Below are 19,337 nucleotides of genomic sequence, written 5' to 3'. Positions count from 1 at the left end.
GACCCCGGAACCATGAGCCCGGCGGCGGCCCGGACTGCAGGGCCTCACGAGGGAGAACAAGGAGGCTGCTTTGTGCCGTGACCTGCCAGTCTGCAGCGGCGTGTGCAGTATCGGTGGCTTGGCGTCTTTAGATCAGAGGAACTCGCCGGTGACCGTGTCGCCTTCAAGGTCGGGATAGTCGTCTTTGCTGGTGGCGGCGCGCAGGCTTTCGATGTCCTGGTGAGCGCGGCTGAGGCGGCCGACGATATTGGCTTCTTCGGCAATTGACAGGAAGTAGGGGTAAAGCGAGCGCACTTCCAGCGACTTTTCGGGTTGCCCGCCGAGGTTGGCGATCTGCTCCTGCACATAGCTGAAGTCCAGGCACATCAGCACAGCCGGTGCATTGACGCGCGGGTTCTGCCGCTGGCCGGTCAGGACCTTGAAACCCAGCATGGCTTCGTAGAAGCGCACATGGCGGGGGTTGACCTCGATCAGCAGGCTGTCGAAGCCCATCAGCCTGTGGGCGTAGATGTAGGCCACGTGAAACAGCGAAGCCAGCACGCGCTTGGACTTGGAGACGTTGTCCACCGCCAGCTTGGTGAATTCGCAGATATTGCGGCGCTCGGCACGCAGGGCATCAGTCTCAGGTCCGAAGGTTTCATCGACATTGAGGCCGGCCGGGGAATCGAAGCCGATGGTGATGGTGCCGATGATGACTTCGGCATCGCTGGCCATCAGGGTGATTCGTTGCGGCTCCGCTTCTTCAGGCAGGTCGCTGGCGATGTACCCCCGAGAGGCATAGCGGCGCTGGATCAGCACGCTGGCCGAGCTGCGACGACCGGTGGAATCGGCATTGCGGATCTTGAACAGGCGTTGGTTGATCTCCAGGCCTTTGCCCACGGCTTCGCTCTGCAGCAATTCGGGCAGCAGCGATTGCAGCTTGTGCGGTGACTCGAACGTCACGCCGATGATGGTGTCGCCTTGCAAAGTACTACTTCCTCACACTCTCTCGTCCGGCTCGGGGGCTGAGCTTGCTGCCGCCTGGGCAGAGGGTGTCCGCATCAGGCGCCGCCGCATTGTCTCCAAATACGGCGAACCGTGTGCAAACTCGCCGCAACATTTTCGTGTATCCATCAAGGGCTTGATCTCGTTGGTCAGTGTAAGTGTGGCGTCAGAGCTGCAGAAATGTCGCCAAGTCCTCGAGGTGCTCGTCAAAATCGCTGAGGCCATGGTCGCTGCCCTCCAGCAATCGGATCGGGCCGTCGGCATAGCGAGCCTGCATCTCCCGCCAGTCCAACAGTTCGTCACCTTTGGCCACCACGGCCAGGCAGCGTTCCGGCTTCAAAAGCTGTTCCGGTCTCAGGGCGCGCAGTTCGTCGACGAATTCGGCCTGAAAGAAGAATCGTTCGGCCGGTTCCTGCCAGCAGCTTTGCTCGCCGATGTAAGCGGCCAGGTCGCGGGCCGGGTCCACGGCGGGGTTGATGACGACGGCTCGCCAAAGCGGCCGGTTCTGAATCAGCGCCGTCGTGTAGAAGCCGCCCAGCGAGCTGCCCATGACCGCCGATTCGCCCGCCGGCCAACCCTCCGTCAGGCTTTGCAGCAGTGCGAAAGCCGCACGTGGCGAGGGTGGCAGCTGCGGGCAAGCGAAATGAAGATCGGGGCGATGCTCCGCCACCCAGGCCTGCATGCGCAAGGCCTTGGCCGAGCGCGGCGAGGAGCGGAAGCCATGCAGATAGAGCAAGTGGCTGCGGCGCTGAACTTGGCGTGCATTCAGGGTCATGCCGAAGAGTGTAGGTCGCCTCGAACCTGGTACTTACCCTGGGCTGCCGAGGGCCTGCGGCCATTGACGGCCCGCAGATGACAATACACAGTTGCCGCCTTTGTGCCGCCGTGGTCGGTTTTCGCGCCTGTTTCGCGAGCTGTGCCCGGAGCCAGCGGCCCCATCTCGAACCTGCAATGTGCCAAGGAAGTCTGAATGTTCACGAGCCGCTCCACACCCCCGTTTTCGCCCATGATTCCGGCCTCACCGTTGGGCGCTCTGAAGCTGTCCAGCCTTGCCGCGGCGGTCGCCCTCTTGAGCGCTTGCGCCAGCACCACTGCGCCGACAGGCCAAACCCTCGCTCCCGCTCCTGCGCCTTCCGCCGCTCCTGCGGCCCCGGCCGCGGCGCCCGCTGCAGCACCGGGTGCTTCCGCGACTGTGCCCGGTGCCGCTCGCCCGCCCGCCGATCCCACGGCGCCCAAGCCTTTTGCCGAGGTCAGCAAGGACGCCAAGGTGCAGGACGGTCTGTTCCCGATTTGGCGCAAGGACGAGAAGGTTTGGCTGGAATTGTCCAAGGACATAATCGGCAAGCCCTTCCTCTTCACCGCCAATGTGGCCAATGCCGTTGGTGAGCGTGGTCTCTACGCGAGCCAGATGGGCATGGACCAGATGGTCGAATGGCGCCGCATCGGCAACCAGATCCAGCTGATCGCCCTGAACACCGCCTTCCGCGGCGAGGGCGGTGGCAAGGCCGCCGTGGCTCAGGCCTTCTCGCCCAGTTTGCTGGCCTCTGGCCCGGTGGCCAGCGCCGAGCACCCGGAGCGCAAGTCGGTGCTGGTCGATGCGGCCATGTTCCTGAGTGACATCCCGGGTCTGTCGACCCGCCTGGAGGCGGCCTACCGCCTTCCTTTCGCGGCCGACCGAGCCAACTCGCATATCGAAGCCAGCCGCGCTGACGCCACACTGAGCACGCTGACCGCGCGCATGCACTTCGCCACGCCGCGCATCCCGGCGCCGCCGCTGACCCCGAGCCCGGTGCCCATGCCGACGCCGCCGCAGGCCACGCCTGATGCGCGCAGCATGTTCGTCAGCTTTGTCTATAGCTTCGCGGCCTTGCCCGAGGCGCCGCTGCGCCCGCGTCTGAGCGACCCGCGCCTCGGTCATTTCATGGAGTCCTTCACCGACCTCGGCAATGACATGAAGGCCAATGCGCGCGTGCACTACATCAAGCGCTGGCGCCTGGAAAAGCAGGACCCGAACGCGGCCTTGAGCGAGCCGGTCAAGCCCATCGTCTACTGGATGGACAAGAACATCCCGGCCAAGTACCGCCCGGCCGTGGAGGCCGGCATCGTCGAGTGGAACAAGGCCTTCGAGAAGATCGGTTTCAAAAACGCCGTGCTGGCCAAGCAGCAGCCTGACGATGCCGATTGGGACAATATGGACGCCGGCCATGCCTCGATCCGCTGGTTCGTGGGCGCCGATGTCGGCTTTGCCATCGGCCCCAGCCATGCCGACCCGCGCAGCGGTGAGATCCTCGACGCTGACATCGGCATGAGCGATGTGTTCTCACGTGGTTCGCGCCGCATGATTGTGGAAGACGTGGGTTTCAGCGCGCAGCAGGCACAGCAGGCGACCCAGGCGCTGGGCGCGCACCGCCACGGCGCCGCCGAGGCCCTGTGCACCTATGCGCACGACGCGGCATCCGAGATGAATTTCGCGCTCGATGTGCTGGAAGCGCGCGGCGATGTGGCGCCCGACAGCCCGGAGGCCGAAGCCTTTGTGGCCGCGGTCATCAAGGACACCATCATGCATGAGGTGGGCCACACCCTGGGCCTGAAGCACAACTTCAAGGCCTCCACCACGATCACCCAGAAGCAGCTGCAGGACAAGGCCTACACCGATGCCAACGGCATCTCCGGCTCGGTGATGGACTACAACGCCTACAACCTGGCGCTCAAGGGCGAGGCGGCGACCACCTTCAACAACACCACCCTCGGTGCTTACGACTACTGGGCCATCGAGTACGCCTACAAGCCCATCAGCGTGGAGAACGAAGCGGCCGAGCTGGCCAAGATCGCCAGCCGCAGCACCGAGCCTGCATTGGCTTATGCCGATGACGCCGATGCCGGCGGCTTCGGCCCTTACGACGGCATGGATCCGCTGGCCAACCGCTTCGACCTCGGTGATGACCCGCTGGCCTATTACAAGAAGCGCCTGAAGCTGTCCAAGGAACTCTGGACCCGCGTGCAGGACCGCAAACCCGAGGTCGGTGACGACCCGCTGCGTCAGCGCCGCGCCCTGATGAGCGGCTTCAACCAGCTGTTCCGCTCGGCCGAGCTGGTCGGCAAGTATGTCGGCGGCATGCACGCCCTGCGTGACCTGCCCGGCAGCACCGGCCGCGCCAGCTTCAAGCCGGTCGAGCCCGCCAAGCAGCGCGAGGCCTTGCAGTTCCTGGCCAGTGGCTTGTTCAGCGTGGACAGCTTCAAGTTCAAGCCCGAGTTCCTGTCCACCTTGACCATCGACTACAACGAGTGGGAACGTGGCGGCCCGTTGAATGTGCCGGCCTCGGTGGCGCGCGTGCAACTGGTGGCTTTGGACCGCCTGCTGAGCCAGAACACGGCACTGCGCCTGATGGACATGCCGGCCTATGTGCCGGAAGCCCAGCGCAAGGGCCTGATCTCACTCAACGAGGTCTACGCCACCCTGCAAGGCGCAATCTGGAGCGAGCTCAAGAGCGGCAGTGAGATCGACCGCATGCGCCGCAATCTGCAGCGCGAGCATCTCAAGCGCTTGCAGACCATCCTGACCAAGGGCGGCGGCGCCTCGGGCCAGATGGCCGATGCCTATGCCCTGGCCCGCTTGCAGGCCAACAGCCTGGCAGCCGATTTGCGCAACGCCGTGGCCAAGGGCGGCCAGACCGTCGAGACCCGCGCCCATCTGGCCGAAAGCCTGGACACGCTGAACAGCGCCCTCAAGGCTTCGATGTCGCGCTCCTGATCTGAGGCGTTCTGTTGCCTAGAAAGAAGCAGGCCGGCGCCGAAAGGTGCCGGCCTTTTTTGCGACCTGCTCCTCAGCTTCAATCCGTCGCTTGCGGCCATTGGCCTTTGATGCTTTTGCTTGTGAACGCTTGCACCACCAATTGTTCCAGCACGCTCAAGTCCACATCAGTCAGTCGCTTCAGGTAGATGCAGCCTTTGCCGAGCTTGTGCTTGCCCAGGGACGCCATGAGGGACTCGGTCTTGTCGCTAGCGCTCAAGCCGTAGAGCACGATGTCGGCCGCCCGGGAGGCAAAGCCCACGGCGCAGATCTCTCCGGTCTTGCCGCCTGCCAGCGGGTAGCGGTGCAGGCCGAAGCCGACGATGGCGCTGCCCCACATCACAGCGGGCTGGCCGGTCGCGTGATGCATCAAGTCGGCCAGCGCCAGGCAGTCTGTCCGGCGGGCGGCGTCGGCAATCGAGTTCAGGTAGGCGGCGGCATCGGCGGCCGTGGCTTGGGTTTTGTTCTCGGTCATGGGCACTTTGTGTTGAAGATCGCGCGTTCCCTTCGCGCTAGATTCTCGCCCGCAGTGCCATGGGCACGAACAAATCCGCGGGCGACACCAGAGTCTGGCTGCCCTTGTGGAACAGCTGGCCCCCATGCCTGACGAAGTCCTCCAGCGTGCTGAAGGCTATTTGCAGGCTGTGCTGCATGGCTTGCCAAGAATCGACGCCGAACAGGCCGCGCGGAGGCTCGAACAAGTGCGTGATGCTGAGCTGGCAGGTCCAGTCGCCATCGGGCTGAAGCCGGGGCGCATCGATGCGGATGCGTATTTCGAAGCGCTTGCCGTCAGCTTCTTTGGCGTCCAGCTGGCGTTCAATGAAGGGGTCCATGGGACTGTGGTTTGAAGTGGTGGCCGCAAAGATTGTCGGGCCGGCTGATGTGAGGCTCACCCGATACCTCTGTTCATCTCTGAGAATTCATGCCTCGCTGCCGAGCCCGCTCATCCGCCCTGTCATGTCCGCCACTGCCCCCACCTTTGTCTTTCGCGCCCAGGCCCTCCGCCTCTCCCATCCCGACCCCAAGCAGCCGCCACTGATCGATGGCCTGAGCTTCGAACTGCGCACTGGCCTGAGCCTGTTGCGCGGGAGTGATGGCCGGGGCAAGACGTGCTGCTTGCGGCTGATTGCGGGGCAGCTGGGGGCGCCGGCTTCGGGCCAGATCGAATGCAGCCTGGCTCTTGCTGACGTCTTTTTCGAGGACCCGACCGACCCAGCTCTGGATGCACAGCTGGCCTCGGCTTGGCTAACTGGCTTGCGTCAGCGCTATGCCACCTGGCGCGCCGATCTGGAGCCCGCGCTGGTTGACGCCTTTGCGCTGGCGCCGCATTTGGACAAGCCGCTTTACATGCTCTCGGCCGGCAGCCGACGCAAACTGGGCCTCTTGGCTGCGGCCGTCAGTGGCGCCCGGCTGACTCTCCTGGACACGCCCTTCGCTGCGCTGGACGGGCGCTCCATACGCGTCCTGGGCGAGCTCTTGCAAGAAGCCGCGCTGCAACGCGAGCGCGCCTGGCTGCTGGCCGACTACGAACGGCCGGCTTGCCTGCAGGACGTGGACTTGATGGCCGAGATCGATCTGGGCGACTGAGCGCGCAGGCGCTCTGCTGGGATTCTCGGCCATTCAAAAGCTCAATACAAAGGCCGCGCCGCCCTCCAGCGGCCGCACATGGCGCACGCGGCCGCCCATGCCGTGCACCAGTTGGCGCACCACGGTCAGGCCGATGCCCTGGCCGCCTTCGCGGGCGCTGAAGAAGGGCATGAAGATCTTGTGCTCCAGGCCCGGCGGCACGCCGGGGCCGTTGTCGCGCACGCTGAGCTGCAGCCGGCCGCCGCGGCCCTGGCGCGCCTGCACCCAGAGGCGCGGCTGGCTCAGGCCCTCGGTGGCCTGCTCGGCATTGCGCAGCAGGGCCAGCAGGGCCTGCTCCAGCTGGCCTTCGTCGGCTTGCAAATACAGGCCCGCGCTGGCCGGCTCAAAGCTGGCCTCCCCGCCACGCTGGCGCCAGGCCGGGGCCACCGCCTGCTGCAAGCGCTGCAGCAGGGCATCGAGCGCCACGGGAGCCAGCACCGGCGTCGGCCATTGGCTGACGCGCCGGTAGGTGCGCACAAAACGGGCCAGCTCGGCCGCGCGCAGCTCGATGCCGGCCAGGGCGCTGCGCAGATCGGCTTCCACCAGGGGCGGCTCGTCCAGCAGCAGCTGGGCGGTCTGGCTCAGGCTCTGGATGGGCGTCAGCGAATTCATGATCTCGTGCGTCAGCACCTGCACCAGCTGCTGCCAGGCCTGCAGCGATTCACCCTCCAGCTCGTTCTCCAGCGGCACCAGGGCCAGCAGGGTCTGCTGTTCGCCGTCCAGCGAGAGCGGCTGGCGCTGCAGCTGCCAGCGCTCGCTGCCGCGCTCGGTGTCCAGCAGCACCGGGCCGCTGCGCGTGCTGGGATGGCGCAGCAGGGCATGCAAAGCCGCAGGCTCACGCACGCCGCCCGGTGCGGCCAGGCGGCGCGCCCGGCTGCTCAGGGCCTGCAGCGTGGGCCGCGAGTCGCTTTCGCGCAGCACCCAGGCGGCCACCGGCAGGTGCTCCAACTGCGTCTGCAGCAGGATCAGCTGGCGCTGCTCAACAGCCAAGGGCGGCTCCGGCGGCAAGGGCAGGGGCGGGCGGCGGCGCAGCTGCACCGCGGCGCGCAGCAAGGGCCAGGCGCAGGCCGCGCCCGCCAGGGCCAGCAGCAGCAGGCCCAGGGCGCCGCGCGCGCTCAGCGGCCCGCGTGCCAGCAGGGCCTGGCCCAGGGCACCGGCCGCAGCCCAGAGCAGGGCGGCCACCAGCAGGCGCAAGGACTCAAAGACCATGTTTGTCCAGGCGCCGGTAGAGGGCCGCACGCGACAGGCCCAGGATGCGGGCGGCGGCGCTGAGATTGCCCTCGGCCTCGGCCATGGCGGCCAGCACGGCGGCGCGCTCCTGGGCGGCGAGGGAGCGGTCGCTGTCGGGTGTGAGTTCGGGTTTGGATTCGACCGGTGGTGTCAGGTCTTGCCGGCTCGCTGCACTTTGCTGATCCACCCGCTGCAAGGCCTCGCGGCAGGTGGCGATCAGGCGCACGTTGTCCCAAGGCTTGGTCAGAAAGTCGAAGGCGCCGCGCTTGAGCGCCTGCACGGCCAGATCGATGTCGGCATAGGCCGTCATCACCACCACCAGGGGCGCCTGCGGCCGGGCCTGCACCTCGGCCAGCAGCTGCAGGCCTTGCGCGCCGTCGCTGCGGCCGGGGCCGAAGTTCAGGTCCAGCAGAAGCAGGCTGGGGCGCAGCCGGTCCAGGGCGGCCATCAGCTCGGCCGGCCGGCGCAGGCAATGGATGGGCGCCACACGGCGCTGCAGCAGCAGCTGGGCGGCCAGGCCGACGCCGGGGTCGTCGTCGAGCAGCAGGATCTGGTGGGCGGGCGGTGCGGCCACGATGTCGATGTCGTTCACAGCCTGCATCTTCGCAGCAGCTCGCACGCGCGCGCCAGCCCGGTGTCCGGAAGCGGACAGGGGGCTTGGCGGCCGGTATGTGGGGCGGCGATGCTGGCAGGGCCGGGGCTGAAGTCTTCCGCAGGCCCCAACTCTTTTGCCGCCGCCCGCCGCGGGCGCTGCCATCACCTCATGATCGAACTGAGCCAACTGAGCAAACGTCACCGCGCCGGTGATGTCGAAACCCTCGCCCTCAATGCCATCGACCTGCGCATCGAGGCCGGCGAGTACGTGGCCATCACGGGGCCCTCGGGCTGCGGCAAGTCCACCTTGCTGGGCCTGCTGGGCCTCTTGGACCGGCCCAGCAGCGGCCGCTACCTGCTGGAGGGTGAAGACCTGGCCCGCAAGAGCCCGCGCGAGCTGGCGGCCCTGCGCCGCGGCCGCATCGGCTTTGTCTTCCAGAGCTTCAATCTGGTGGAGGAGCTCAGCGTGCAGGACAACGTGCAGCTGGCCCTGCGCTATGGCGAGCAGCCCGAGCGTGCGCAGCGCCAGCGCGTGGCCGAGGTGCTGGAGCGTCTGGGCCTGAGCCACCGCGCCGGCCACCGGCCCAGCCAGCTCAGCGGTGGCCAGCAGCAGCGTGTTGCGATTGCCCGCGCCATCGCCGCGCGGCCGGCCCTGCTGCTGGCCGACGAGCCCACCGGCAACCTCGACAGCGCCCATGGCCAGGAGGTCATGCACCTGCTGCGTCAGCTGAACGAAGAGGGCACGACCCTGGTGATGGTGACCCACAGCCCCGAGCATGCGGCCCTGGCCTCGCGCACCGTGCGCCTGCTCGATGGCCGCGTGCTGGTGGACGCCCATGCGGAGGCCTGCGCATGAGCGGCCCGCTAACTTTGTGGCGCGAGGCCTGGGCAGGCCTGCGCCAGCGCCGCGCCGCCACCCTGGTTTCCGCCGGGGGGCTGATGCTGGCGCAGGCGGCCTGCTTGCTGGTGGCCGTGCTGGCCCTGTCGCGCAGCGCCATCGACCCCGGCGTGCCGGCGCCCGAGCGGGTGGTGATGCTGGACTTCCGCCCTCATGCCAAGGGCGAAGGCGGCGCGGAGAGCGACTGGCAGCTGGCCGCGCCGGTCGGCCTGGTGCCCTGGCTCAAGACCCGCGGCCTGCCGCTGGAGCAGATCAGCCGCAGCAGCAGCGAGGGCTTCACCTTGCAGATGAGCGGCGATGGCCAGAGCCGTGTCGAGGTGGTGCGGGTGTTGGTCGCCGACCCCGATCTGGTGCCGCTGATGGGCTTGAAGACCCTGCATGGCGACCTGGCCGCCACCCTGGCCCGCAAGGACGCCATCGCGCTCACGCCCAAGCTGGTGCGCAAGCTCTGGGGCGATCTGCCCCTGGCCCAGGCCCTGGGTCGCATCGTCGAATGCCGGGGCAAGAGCTACACGGTGACGGCGGTGATCCCGGCGCTCGACAGCCGCAGCACCTTGGACGCCGGGCATGAGGCCATGGCCAGCTTTGAGCTGGCGGGCTTGGATTTCCGCGGCGGCTTTCTCGACAGCCCCGAGGCGCTGGAGGGCATCCACAAGGCCAATGCCTGGATCTATGCGCGCCTGCGCCCCGGTGTGGATGCTGAGCAGCTCGCGCCCCTGCTGGCCGCCGCCTACCGCGCCCATCCGCTGCACGACAAGCTGCCGGCCGAATGGAAAACCGCCGGGGCGGACCAGGCCGCGGCCGACTTCCGCGCGCTGCCCCTGCCCCAGCTGCCGCTCGAGGGTCAGAACTTGCTCTGGACCGTGCTGACCGCCCTGGGCGCCGCCAGCGGCCTGCTCCTGCTGCTGGCCGCCATCAACACCATGAATCTGCAAGCGGCCCAGCTGCTGCAGCGCCAGCGCGAGACGGCGCTGCGCCGCAGCCTGGGCGCCAGCGGTGGCCAGCTGCTGCAGCTCTGGTGCACCGAGCTCTTGATCACCCTGGGTTTGGCCGCAGCCGGCGCGGCCTTGCTGGCCTGGTGGCTGGGCCCGGCCGCCGCCGACTGGCTGGGCCTGAGCGCCCAGCGCCCGGTGGTGGACGCGCTGCCCGCGCCGGTCTGGCAGGGGCTCTTGCTGCTGCAGCTGGTGCTGCTGCCGCTGAGCCTGGCCTTGCCGGCCACCCTGGCCCTGCGCCAGGTGCCGGCGCCGGCCTTGCAGGGCCGCACGGTCAGTGAAGGACCTTGGGGCCGGCGCCTGCGCCAGGGTTTGTTGAGCTTGCAGCTGGGCGGCGCTTTGCTGCTGCTGGCCTTGAGCGGGGTGATGGCTTTGCAGCACCGCCATCTGCTGCAGCTGGACCGCGGCTTCGAGACCCGCAACCGCCTGGTGCTCAGCGCCATGGTCGAGCGCGATTTCGTGCCCAAGCTCGATGCCTTTGTCGATGGTCTGCGCCAGCATCCCGCCATCCAGCACTTCGCCTTCAGCACGGCCCGCCCTGCCATGGACCATTGGGGCCCGAGTGAATTGCACGTCAGCCCCAGCGGCGCGAAGCAGATGCTACGCATGACCACGGTCTCGCCGAGCTACTTCGTCACCTACGGCATGAAGGTGCTGGCCGGCGCGCCCGAGCAGGGCAGCGGCGAGGGCCGCCTGGTGATTGATGCCAAGGCGGCGCGCCTGCTGGGCTTTGCCACGCCGCAGGCGGCTGTGGGTGCCGTGCTGCGCGGCGGTGGTGATCAAGTCAAGGAGGGCCAGGAGCAGCGCCGGGTGGTGGCGGTGGTCAATGACATCAAGCAGGAGTCGGCGCGCGATGCGGCCCAGCCGCAGGGCTTTGTGCTCAGCGATGCGCCGCAATGGGACCTGACCGTGTTTGGTCCCGATGCCCGCGCCTTGCGCGCCGGCCTGGAGGAGGTCTGGCGCACGCATGGCCCGCCGCTGGGGCATCTGATCTGGAGCGCCGAGGAGCAGACCGCCCTGGTCTACCGCCAGGAAGAGCAAATGCGCCAGGTGCTCAGCGTGGTGGCGCTGCTGGCGGTCGGCGTGGCCATGCTGGGCGCCTACGCCTTGGTGGCCGACACCTTGCGCCGCCGCCGCACCGAGCTGGTCCTGCGCCGCCTGCATGGCGCCAGCCACGCGGACATTGCCGCCGAAGTGGCGCGCGAGTTCCGTGGCCCGCTGCTGCTGGCGGGCATCTTGGGCTTGCCCCTGGCCGGCTTGGCGGGCATGGCCTACCTCGACGGCTTTGTCGACCGCCTGGCGCCGCTGCCGGGCCTGGCCTTGCCCTTGCTGGTGGCGGCCTTGCTGACCTTGGGCATCACCGTCTTGGCTGCGGCGCGCCACATCCGCCTGGCCCTGGGTTTGCAGCCGATAGAGGCCCTGCGTTGATCAGCATCCCAGGCCCCTCAGGCGGCATCCGGCGTTCGCGAAGAAACGCAGGACGCAGAGCTCGCTGAGAGCCGCGGAGCCCGCAGAGTGGCGCAAGGCTTGTGCGCTGTTCTCTGCGAGCTCTGCGTGTCTCGGCTGTTCGCTCTGCGTTCGTGTTTTCACATCTCGGGGTTTTGTTTCTGGCGAGGGGCTGATCAGCGCTGGACCCAAAGCCCGGCGCACAGCGCCAGGCCGATGGCGTAAAGCCAAGCTGTGCCCGGCACCAGATAGGGGTAGAGCATCAGCGCCACGCCCAGCCAGAGCTGGCGCCGGTTGCCGCGCTTGCGACCCAGGCGCCAGGCCACCAGACCGATCAGGCCGAAGACGATGGCGCCGAATATGTAGGCGGGGCTGGGCAGCTCCAGGCCCAGGGCTTGCAGCTCAAGCAGGGTGTCGTTCATCGCCGCATTGTGGGCCTCAGCGTAGACTTCCTCCCCCCGGCCTGCGAATGGGCAGGCCGGCGAGAACCCACAAGGAAGTGAAGAGACTATGAGTGAGCAGCGCCTGATGGTCGGGGTGGACAAGTTTGAGAACATCGTCGCCCTGCTGCTGGAAGAAGAAGGTTTTTGGGTGCGACGCGGCTTCAAGGTCAGCTTGACCCAGGATGAAAAACGCCAGATCGGCAAGACCTCGGCGCCCAAGCCCGAGATCGACATGCTGGCCTACCACCATGGCCGCAATGAGCTGCTGGCGCTGGAGGTCAAGGCCTACCAGGACACGCCCGGCGTCAAGCTGGCGCAGATGCAGGAAGTCCACGAAGTGCCGACCGGCCGCTTCAAGCTTTTCACCAGCGAGGTCTACCGCCGCGTGGTGCTGGCCCGCCTGCTGCAGGACCTGAGCGCAGCAGGCATGGCCGATGCCCAGACCCAGGTGCGCCTGGGCCTGATTGCCGGCAAGGTCAACCAGGGCCAGAGCGAGGCGCTGCGTGCCCATATGCAGGAGCACAGTTGGCTGTTCTGGTCGCCTGATGATGTCAAGGCCAAGGTGGCAGCGCGTTCGGTGCAGGCTTGACCCATGCCTAGACCATGAAGCCCGTCCGATTTCCTCGCCCCTTGGTGGCCGGTGATCTGGTGGCCGTTGTCGCGCCTTCATCGGGTGTGCGCGAGGCCATGCACCCGCGCCTCGATCTGGCCCTGGACCGTTTGCGTGGCCTGGGCCTGCGTGTGCGCGAGGGCCGCAGTCTGCGCTGCCAGGTACGGGGCGCCAGCGCCGGCGCGGCCGAGCGGGCGCAGGAGTTGATGGAGGTTTTGCTTGACCCCGAGGTGGCCGCCGTGCTGCCGCCCTGGGGTGGCGAGCGCGCCATCGAGCTCTTGCCGCTGCTGGATTTCGAGCGCCTGGCGCAGGCCGAACCCAAATGGCTCAGCGGTTTCTCGGATCTGTCGACGCTGCAGCTGCCGCTCTTGCTGCGCTCCGGCTGGGCGTCCATCCATGGCCCCAATCTGATGCAGCTCGGTGATCCCGCGCTGGACGCCTTCAGCGCACGCGTGTTCGAGGCCTGGCGCTGCGGGCCTGGGGCCCATTTCAGTCAGTGCAGTTCGGGTGTCAGTGCGCTGCGGCGCTTGGACGGCGGCGTGCAGGCGCTGCAACTGGAGGGGCGCTTGCTGGGCGGCTGTCTTGATTCTGTTTCACGTCTGAGTGGCTCCAGTTTCGGGGCCGTGCCGGATTTCGGCGCAGCCGGAGACGCAGCGGGCAGCCTGCTGTTTTTCGAGAATGCGGAGCTGAAGCCTTTCGAGCTGGCTCGCGCCCTGCAGGGCCTGCGCCTGGCCGGCTGGTTTGAGCAGGCCTCGGGCTTGCTGCTGGGGCGCAATGCCGCTGCCGATCTGGAGGCTGACTTCAGTTCCGAGCATGCCTTGCAGGCGGCGCTGTCGGGTTTGAAGTGCCCCGTCTTGCTGGATCTGGACATCGGCCATGTCGGCCCGCAATGGTCCCTGGTGCAGGGGGCGAGTGCGAAGCTGAGCTGGAGCCCGGCCGCTTGCCAGATGGACCAATGGCTGGCCTGAGCTCGCTCGCCGTTGGGAGACTTCGATGACTGAAGCATGGGTCTTGCCTGCGCCGGGTGGTTGCGTCCGGCTGCGCCGTCTGGGCAGCCATGATCTGGCCGATTTCCAGGCTTACCGCCAGGATCCCCAGGTCGGTCTGTATCAAGGCTGGCGGGCGCAGAGCGATACCGAGGCCCTGGCTTTTTTGCAGCAGATGGCCGAGGCGCCGCTCTTGCAGCCCGGGGTTTGGTGCCAGCTGGGCATGGCCGATGCGGTCAGCGATCAGCTGATCGGAGACATCGGCATCTGCTTGGCCGAGGACGCCGCATCGGCCGAAATCGGCTTCAGTCTGCGACTGGCCCGACAGGGCCAGGGTCTGGCGGCTGAGGGCGTGGGCGCCTTGATCGCGCTGCTCTGGGCCCACACGCCAGCGGCCGAGGTCCGTGCCATCACCGATGCGCGCAACCTCGGCTCCATCCGCTTGCTGGAGCGTCTGGGCTTTGCGCAAGTTGACAGCCAGGCCGCCGTCTTTCGAGGCGAGGCCTGTGTCGAGCATCATTACCGTGTGGCCAAACCCGCTCAGCTTGCGAGGTAGCTCCAGCTTCCTTCGCAGCGCACGGTGCTGCGCACCGAGTTGGCGATGAAGCAGTGCTCGTGTGCGGCATGGTGCAGGGCTTGCACGGCCGCCTCGTCGGGCGCCTTGGCGCCGCCAAACTGCACCTCGGGCCGCAGCGCCACCTCGGTGATGGCGTCCTGCCCGGCTTCGTTGGGGGCCATCAGGCCTTCGGCCGGGTCGACATAGCCACTCACCACATAGCCTGCGCGGGCTGCCAGGTCCAGGAACCAGAGCATGTGGCAGCTGGACAGGGCGGCGACGAAGGCCTCCTCGGGATCCACTGCGCTGGGGTCCGAGAAGGGCAGGCGCACGACGGTGGGCGAGCTGGAGGCCGCCACATCGGCGCCGCCGTCGAACTGCCAGCGGTGAGCGCGGCTGTAGCGCCGGCCCGTGAAGTCTTCATCGGGGCCCAGGGCCCAGCGGATGGTGGCGTGGTGCGTGGACATGGGAGCGATCCTTTGCAGCGGTGGCCTGCATCTTCCGTCATCCCGCGCAGCGCAAGGTCAGGTTGATGCGCTGCTCGCCCAGCAGCGGGTGGCGGCCCGGCGCCAGCGCCTGCACGCCGTGGAAGGCCAGGCGCGAGGGCCCGCCCCAGACCAGCACATCGCCATGCTGCAGCGGCCAGCGCGCCGGCCGCTCGCTGCGGCTCAGGCCGCCGAACAGAAACATGGCGGGCAGGCCCAGGGAGATGGAGACGATGGGCTGGCGCAGGTCCTGCTCGTCGCGATCCTGGTGCAGGCTCAGCGGCGTGCCGGGCAGGTAGCGGTTGACCAGGCAGGCGTCGGGCCGAAAACCGGGGTAGCCGGCCTCCTTGGCCACCGCCACGGCCAGCTCGGCGATCACCGGCGGCAGGGCCGGCCAGGGCAGGCAGCTCAGCGGGTCCCTTGATTGGTAGCGGTAGCCGCGCGCGTCCGAGACCCAGCCCAGGGGGCCGCAATTCGTCATCGCCACCGCCATGCGCCGGCCGCCGGGGGTGAGCCAGTGGCGCAGAGCGGCGGCGGCCATCACGGCTTCGGCCGCGGCCAAGAGCTGCGGCGCTTGAGCCAAGGCCCGGCCGCGCAGCAGCACGGCGCCGGGGGCCAGGTCTTGCCGGGCCGGTGGCGGCTCCAGAGCGTCATCAAACAGGTCGAGATTCATGTGGCGCGAGCCTGGGTTCTTGTCAATTGGTGAAAACTTTTTTGGGTCAAATTCAGCAGGACTGCTGGCTTGCAAAAGCTTGCAAACCCGGCTTTCTCGGGCCTCAAAAGCGAGTGGTCGCTGACATATTTATTTTCCCATCACCAGCACCGGCTCGCGGCGGGCCGATCCGCTGATCCGGGTCAAAACGGGCTCGCTAAGATGAATGCAGCATGCGCAGCCGGGCTTTCATGGCCCGGCCAGCCGCCACGATACCCAGTTCAGAGTTTGAGGATTTTTGTAGCGAGCGGCTGTCAGGCGAGGCGGACGGAGCGCAGGAACCGGAACGTACTTCCTGTACGTAAGGATTCCGAGCACCGGTCCAACGACGCATGGCAGTCGCGCAGTAAAAAATTCTCAAACGCTCATTTTTGATTTTGCGCCTCGCCCCCGGAGTACCCCGTATGAGCTCGCCCAGCACCCCCCAAGCCACCCAGTTCGATTTCGAAGACAGCCTGGCCCCGCAGCGCCAGCCCCTGGCGGCGCCGGCCGCTCTGCCGGCCCAGGAGATCAGCGCCGAGGTGCTGCTGGAGAAATACGCGAAAGGCGAGGAGCAGACCCTGGACGAGCTGCGCCTGCGCGTGGCGCGCGCCCTGGCGCAAGCCGAGGCGCCCGAGGCCCGGGCCGAGTGGGAAGCCAAATTCCTCGATGCCCAGCGCCGCGGCTTCGTGCCGGCCGGTCGCATCAATTCCGCCGCCGGCACGGAGCTCAGCGCCACCTTGATCAACTGCTTTGTGCAGCCGGTCGGCGACTCCATCGCCTCGATCGACGACGGCCACCCGGGCATCTACACCGCGCTGACCGAGGCGGCCGAAACCATGCGGCGCGGCGGCGGTGTCGGCTACGACTTTTCTCGCATCCGCCCGCGCGGCGCCTGGGTCGGCTCGACCCAGAGCAGTGCCTCCGGTCCGGTCAGCTATATGCGGGTGTTCGACCGCAGCTGCGAGACGGTGGAATCGGCCGGCGCGCGCCGCGGCGCGCAGATGGGCGTGCTGCGCTGCGACCACCCCGATGTCGAGGAATTCATCCGCGCCAAGGACAAGGGCGATCTGAAGAACTTCAACATCTCGGTTGGCGTGACCGATGTGTTCATGCAGGCCGTGGAGGCGAACGCCGAGATCGAGCTCGTGCACAAGGCCGAGCCTGGCGCTAAGCAGCGCGCGGCCGGCGCCTACCAGCGCGGCGACGGCCTCTGGGTCTACCGCAAGCTGCAGGCGCGCGAGCTCTGGGACATGGTGATGCGCTCCACGTATGACCATGCCGAGCCCGGCGTGCTCTTCCTGGACCGCATCAACGCCGACAACAATCTGTACTACTGCGAGTCGATTTCGGCCACCAACCCTTGTGCCGAGCAGCCGTTGCCGCCTTACGGCTGCTGCTGCCTCGGTTCGGTCAACCTGACCCATTTCGTGCACCAGCCTTTCGGCCTGGACGCCCGCTTCGACGGCGAGGCCTTTGCCGAGGTCTGCCGCACGGCCACCCGCATGCTGGACAACGTGCTGGACGTGACGCCCTGGCCGCTGCCCGCGCAGCAGCAAGAAGCGCGCAACAAGCGCCGCGTCGGCCTGGGTTTCACCGGCCTCGGTGACACCTTGGTGATGCTGAATCTGCGCTACGACAGCGAGGCCGCACGCGCCATGGCCAGCGAGATCAGCGCCCTGATGCGCGACGCGGCCTACGAGGCCTCGGCCGATCTGGCGCTGGAGCGCGGCGCCTTCCCGCTTTTCAACGCCGACCTGTACCTCTCGGGCGGCAACTTCGCCTCGCGCCTGCCGCAAGGCCTGAAGGACAAGATTCGCGCCCAGGGCCTGCGCAACTCGCACCTGCTGTCGATCGCGCCCACCGGCACCATCAGCCTGGCCTTTGCCGACAACGCCTCCAACGGTATCGAGCCCGCCTTCAGCTGGAGCTACACCCGCAAGAAGCGCATGGCCGACGGCAGCTACAAGGAGTACGCGGTCGAGGACCATGCCTGGCGCCTCTTCCGCCATATGTTCGGCACCGACGCGCCCTTGTCCAAGGCCTTTGTGACCGCGCTGGAGCTGTCGGCGTCCGACCATGCGTCCATGGTGGCTGCGGTCGCGCCATTCGTGGACACCTCGATCTCCAAGACCGTCAATGTGCCGGCCGACTATCCCTATGCCGATTTCCAGGATCTGTACACGCAGGCCTGGAAGAGTGGCCTCAAAGGCCTGGCTACCTACCGGCCCAATAGCGTGCTCGGCTCGGTGCTCAGCGTCGAAGCGACCCAGCCGGCGCCGGCCGCCGCGGTCACCGCGCCCGAGCCGCTCAAGCCGGTGGCCTCGGACGGCAGCAACCAGCGCATGCTGGTCGCGCGCCTGCCCAATGCGGTGCTGGCCTCGCTGCGCTGGCCCAGCCGGCCCGAGCTGCCTAACGGCAATCCCGCCTGGAGCTATATGATCCGCCACCCGCATGGCGACTTTGCGCTCTTCGTCGGCGAGCTGCCGGCCGAGGGGCCCGATGCCGGCCTGTTCGGCAAGAACTTGCCGTTTGAGGTCTGGGTCAACGGTGCCGAGCAGCCGCGCGGTTTGTCGGCCGTGGCCAAGACCTTGTCCATGGACCTGCGCAGCAACGATGCGGCCTGGCTGCGCCTCAAGCTCGATGCCCTGGCCACGGTGGCCGAGGAGCGTTCCTTCGAAATGGCCATGCCACCGGGCGGCGAGCAGCGCCTCTTCCCTGGCGTCGTGGCGGCCACGGCTGCGGTGATCCGTTGGCGTTGCGAGCAGCTCGGCGCCCTGGCCGAGGGCGGCGCCACGCCGGTGATCGATGCCATGTTCAGCCGCGAGGAGCCGCGCACCAGCACCATGGGCACTTTGGCCTGGGCGGTGGACGTGGACAACCCGGCCACCAACGAGCAATTCACTTTGACCCTGAAAGAGGTCAGCCTGCCCACGCCGGACGGTGGCTTCGTCACCCGGCCCTGCGCCATGGGCTTCTCGGGCAACTACCCCAAGGCCCTGGACGGCATGGCCCGTCTGCTGAGCCTGGACATGCGTGTGATGGACCCGGCCTGGATCGGCATGAAGCTGCGCAAGCTGCTCAATGTCGGCGAACCGCTGGGCCACTTCATGGCGCCGGTGCCTAACCTCTCGGGTGAGCGGCGCCAGCAGATCTGGCCCTCGACCGTGGCCTATGTGGCGCGCTTGATCATCCACCGCTACGCCATGCTGGGCGTGCTCGACGAGCAAGGCCTGCCCCTGGTCGAGATGGGCTTGCTGCAAGCGCCTCAGGCGACGCGCACCGCGCCCGGTGTCGCGCTGCAGGCCCAAGCCGGCAAGCCCTGCCCGGAATGCGGCAACCGAACCATGATCCACAAGGACGGTTGCGACTTCTGCACGGCCTGTGGCTATGTGGGTCAATGCGGCTGAATTGAGACCCGATTGGCCCTGGTCTTGACTTGAGTCAAGGCCCGGGCCAAGCCGGCGCTTTTCGCTGCCCGGTGCTTACAAATTCGTACAACACAGGCCGTTTTCGCGGCCTACATTGCACGCATCGTTGGCGCCATCAGGAGCAGTAAAGATGCCGAGCTACACACTCAAGGTCAATGGCCGCGACTACCCCGTCACGGTCAGTTCTTCCTCGATGCCCCTGCTCTGGGTGCTGCGCGATGTGATCGGCCTCACTGGCACGAAATACGGCTGCGGCATCGAGATCTGCGGCGCTTGCACCGTCTGGGTCAATGGCGAACCGACCAAGTCCTGCGATATGGACGTGTCCTCCGCCGCCGGCAAGGCCATCACGACGATCGAAGGCCTGTCCGCCGATCGCAGCCATCCGGCACAGAAGGCCTGGATCCTGCATCAGGTGCCGCAATGCGGCTACTGCCAGTCCGGCATGCTGATGTCGGTCGCCGGTGCGATGGCCAAGGGCCACCACGGCAGCGAGATCGCCAACGAGGTCAACAACCTCTGCGTCTGCGGCACCTATCAGCGCATCAAGACCGCTGTGTCCGGCCTTTAAGGAG

At 67.5% G+C, this 19,337-nt stretch carries 18 protein-coding genes; 9 read left to right on the top strand and 9 right to left on the bottom strand.

Features of this window, described 5'->3' with window-relative positions:
* Positions 1 to 132 precede the first annotated feature (132 nt).
* On the bottom strand, positions 133 to 966 hold the full coding sequence (locus LNV28_RS01055; RefSeq protein WP_263516901.1) for an N-acyl amino acid synthase FeeM domain-containing protein: 834 nt from the start codon (positions 964 to 966) through the stop codon (positions 133 to 135).
* A 184-nt stretch (positions 967 to 1,150) separates the two neighbouring features.
* Positions 1,151 to 1,759, bottom strand: coding sequence for a YqiA/YcfP family alpha/beta fold hydrolase (locus LNV28_RS01050; protein ID WP_263516902.1), 609 nt, complete (start codon positions 1,757 to 1,759; stop codon positions 1,151 to 1,153).
* Positions 1,760 to 1,954: 195 nt separating this feature from the next.
* On the opposite strand from LNV28_RS01050, the gene LNV28_RS01045 reads away from it, so the two are divergent.
* Positions 1,955 to 4,735, top strand: a complete 2,781-nt coding sequence (locus LNV28_RS01045) for a zinc-dependent metalloprotease (RefSeq protein ID WP_263516903.1) — start codon at positions 1,955 to 1,957, stop codon at positions 4,733 to 4,735.
* A 79-nt stretch (positions 4,736 to 4,814) separates the two neighbouring features.
* Here LNV28_RS01045 and LNV28_RS01040 read toward each other — a convergent pair whose 3' ends face one another.
* Together LNV28_RS01040 and LNV28_RS01035 are read right to left on the bottom strand one after the other, a co-directional pair.
* Positions 4,815 to 5,249: a DUF1801 domain-containing protein gene (locus LNV28_RS01040; protein WP_263516904.1), complete on the bottom strand. Its 435-nt coding sequence runs from the start codon at positions 5,247 to 5,249 to the stop codon at positions 4,815 to 4,817.
* A 37-nt stretch (positions 5,250 to 5,286) separates the two neighbouring features.
* Complete coding sequence (locus tag LNV28_RS01035) at positions 5,287 to 5,607, bottom strand: DUF6968 family protein (protein ID WP_263516905.1); 321 nt, start codon at positions 5,605 to 5,607, stop codon at positions 5,287 to 5,289.
* A gap of 124 nt (positions 5,608 to 5,731) precedes the next feature.
* Between LNV28_RS01035 and LNV28_RS01030 the strand changes: the two genes are divergently transcribed.
* Complete coding sequence (locus LNV28_RS01030; RefSeq protein WP_263516906.1) at positions 5,732 to 6,361, top strand: ABC transporter ATP-binding protein; 630 nt, start codon at positions 5,732 to 5,734, stop codon at positions 6,359 to 6,361.
* A 33-nt stretch (positions 6,362 to 6,394) separates the two neighbouring features.
* Here LNV28_RS01030 and LNV28_RS01025 read toward each other — a convergent pair whose 3' ends face one another.
* Together LNV28_RS01025 and LNV28_RS25045 are read right to left on the bottom strand one after the other, a co-directional pair.
* Positions 6,395 to 7,609 (bottom strand): sensor histidine kinase, encoded by a 1,215-nt coding sequence (locus LNV28_RS01025; RefSeq protein WP_263516907.1) that lies wholly within the window; start codon positions 7,607 to 7,609, stop codon positions 6,395 to 6,397.
* Positions 7,599 to 8,222, bottom strand: a complete 624-nt coding sequence (locus tag LNV28_RS25045) for a response regulator (RefSeq protein ID WP_318013815.1) — start codon at positions 8,220 to 8,222, stop codon at positions 7,599 to 7,601. Before LNV28_RS25045 ends, LNV28_RS01025 begins: the two co-directional genes overlap by 11 nt.
* A 171-nt stretch (positions 8,223 to 8,393) precedes the next feature.
* On the opposite strand from LNV28_RS25045, the gene LNV28_RS01010 reads away from it, so the two are divergent.
* Together LNV28_RS01010 and LNV28_RS01005 are read left to right on the top strand one after the other, a co-directional pair.
* The gene (locus LNV28_RS01010; RefSeq protein ID WP_171829116.1) at positions 8,394 to 9,080 is read left to right on the top strand and encodes an ABC transporter ATP-binding protein; all 687 of its coding nucleotides are present in this window, start codon (positions 8,394 to 8,396) and stop codon (positions 9,078 to 9,080) included.
* On the top strand, positions 9,077 to 11,542 hold the full coding sequence (locus tag LNV28_RS01005; protein ID WP_263516908.1) for an FtsX-like permease family protein: 2,466 nt from the start codon (positions 9,077 to 9,079) through the stop codon (positions 11,540 to 11,542). Before LNV28_RS01010 ends, LNV28_RS01005 begins: the two co-directional genes overlap by 4 nt.
* Positions 11,543 to 11,736: 194 nt before the next feature.
* On the opposite strand, the gene LNV28_RS01000 is transcribed toward LNV28_RS01005, so the two are convergent.
* Positions 11,737 to 11,982, bottom strand: coding sequence for a hypothetical protein (locus LNV28_RS01000; RefSeq protein ID WP_263516909.1), 246 nt, complete (start codon positions 11,980 to 11,982; stop codon positions 11,737 to 11,739).
* An 88-nt stretch (positions 11,983 to 12,070) separates the two neighbouring features.
* On the opposite strand from LNV28_RS01000, the gene LNV28_RS00995 reads away from it, so the two are divergent.
* The 3 genes from LNV28_RS00995 to LNV28_RS00985 are packed head-to-tail and all read left to right on the top strand — an operon-like array spanning position 12,071 to position 14,155.
* Positions 12,071 to 12,592, top strand: a complete 522-nt coding sequence (locus LNV28_RS00995) for a hypothetical protein (RefSeq protein ID WP_263516910.1) — start codon at positions 12,071 to 12,073, stop codon at positions 12,590 to 12,592.
* A 14-nt stretch (positions 12,593 to 12,606) separates the two neighbouring features.
* Complete coding sequence (locus LNV28_RS00990; RefSeq protein WP_263516911.1) at positions 12,607 to 13,581, top strand: S66 family peptidase; 975 nt, start codon at positions 12,607 to 12,609, stop codon at positions 13,579 to 13,581.
* A 25-nt stretch (positions 13,582 to 13,606) separates the two neighbouring features.
* On the top strand, positions 13,607 to 14,155 hold the full coding sequence (locus LNV28_RS00985; RefSeq protein WP_263516912.1) for a GNAT family N-acetyltransferase: 549 nt from the start codon (positions 13,607 to 13,609) through the stop codon (positions 14,153 to 14,155).
* On the opposite strand, the gene LNV28_RS00980 is transcribed toward LNV28_RS00985, so the two are convergent.
* Positions 14,140 to 14,622: an OsmC family protein gene (locus tag LNV28_RS00980; RefSeq protein WP_263516913.1), complete on the bottom strand. Its 483-nt coding sequence runs from the start codon at positions 14,620 to 14,622 to the stop codon at positions 14,140 to 14,142. The two genes, LNV28_RS00985 and LNV28_RS00980, sit on opposite strands and share 16 nt — an antisense overlap.
* A 37-nt stretch (positions 14,623 to 14,659) precedes the next feature.
* Positions 14,660 to 15,313: a DNA oxidative demethylase AlkB gene (alkB, locus tag LNV28_RS00975; protein WP_263516914.1), complete on the bottom strand. Its 654-nt coding sequence runs from the start codon at positions 15,311 to 15,313 to the stop codon at positions 14,660 to 14,662.
* Between the two features lie 443 nt (positions 15,314 to 15,756).
* Here alkB and LNV28_RS00970 point away from each other — a divergent pair, with 443 nt between their 5' ends.
* Both LNV28_RS00970 and LNV28_RS00965 read left to right on the top strand, forming a co-directional pair.
* A complete protein-coding gene (locus LNV28_RS00970; protein WP_263516915.1) occupies positions 15,757 to 18,741 on the top strand; it encodes an adenosylcobalamin-dependent ribonucleoside-diphosphate reductase in 2,985 nt (994 codons plus the stop codon).
* A 151-nt stretch (positions 18,742 to 18,892) separates the two neighbouring features.
* Positions 18,893 to 19,333, top strand: coding sequence for a (2Fe-2S)-binding protein (locus tag LNV28_RS00965; RefSeq protein WP_263516916.1), 441 nt, complete (start codon positions 18,893 to 18,895; stop codon positions 19,331 to 19,333).
* The last annotated feature ends 4 nt before the right edge of the window (positions 19,334 to 19,337 follow it).

It is taken from the genome of Paucibacter sp. DJ2R-2 (assembly GCF_025717675.1).
GTDB lineage: Bacteria > Pseudomonadota > Gammaproteobacteria > Burkholderiales > Burkholderiaceae_C > Paucibacter_A.
This window is presented reverse-complemented; position numbering and strand designations above follow the sequence as displayed.

Coding starts and splice junctions, on each gene's coding strand:
- LNV28_RS01050 (WP_263516902.1), bottom strand. CDS start 1,759: ATGACCCTGAATGCACGCCAAGTTCAGCGCCGCAGCCACTTGCTCTAT.
- LNV28_RS01045 (WP_263516903.1), top strand. CDS start 1,955: ATGTTCACGAGCCGCTCCACACCCCCGTTTTCGCCCATGATTCCGGCC.
- LNV28_RS01040 (WP_263516904.1), bottom strand. CDS start 5,249: ATGACCGAGAACAAAACCCAAGCCACGGCCGCCGATGCCGCCGCCTAC.
- LNV28_RS01035 (WP_263516905.1), bottom strand. CDS start 5,607: ATGGACCCCTTCATTGAACGCCAGCTGGACGCCAAAGAAGCTGACGGC.
- LNV28_RS01030 (WP_263516906.1), top strand. CDS start 5,732: ATGTCCGCCACTGCCCCCACCTTTGTCTTTCGCGCCCAGGCCCTCCGC.
- LNV28_RS01025 (WP_263516907.1), bottom strand. CDS start 7,609: ATGGTCTTTGAGTCCTTGCGCCTGCTGGTGGCCGCCCTGCTCTGGGCT.
- LNV28_RS01010 (WP_171829116.1), top strand. CDS start 8,394: ATGATCGAACTGAGCCAACTGAGCAAACGTCACCGCGCCGGTGATGTC.
- LNV28_RS01005 (WP_263516908.1), top strand. CDS start 9,077: ATGAGCGGCCCGCTAACTTTGTGGCGCGAGGCCTGGGCAGGCCTGCGC.
- LNV28_RS01000 (WP_263516909.1), bottom strand. CDS start 11,982: ATGAACGACACCCTGCTTGAGCTGCAAGCCCTGGGCCTGGAGCTGCCC.
- LNV28_RS00995 (WP_263516910.1), top strand. CDS start 12,071: ATGAGTGAGCAGCGCCTGATGGTCGGGGTGGACAAGTTTGAGAACATC.
- LNV28_RS00990 (WP_263516911.1), top strand. CDS start 12,607: ATGAAGCCCGTCCGATTTCCTCGCCCCTTGGTGGCCGGTGATCTGGTG.
- LNV28_RS00985 (WP_263516912.1), top strand. CDS start 13,607: ATGACTGAAGCATGGGTCTTGCCTGCGCCGGGTGGTTGCGTCCGGCTG.
- LNV28_RS00980 (WP_263516913.1), bottom strand. CDS start 14,622: ATGTCCACGCACCACGCCACCATCCGCTGGGCCCTGGGCCCCGATGAA.
- alkB (WP_263516914.1), bottom strand. CDS start 15,313: ATGAATCTCGACCTGTTTGATGACGCTCTGGAGCCGCCACCGGCCCGG.
- LNV28_RS00970 (WP_263516915.1), top strand. CDS start 15,757: ATGAGCTCGCCCAGCACCCCCCAAGCCACCCAGTTCGATTTCGAAGAC.
- LNV28_RS00965 (WP_263516916.1), top strand. CDS start 18,893: ATGCCGAGCTACACACTCAAGGTCAATGGCCGCGACTACCCCGTCACG.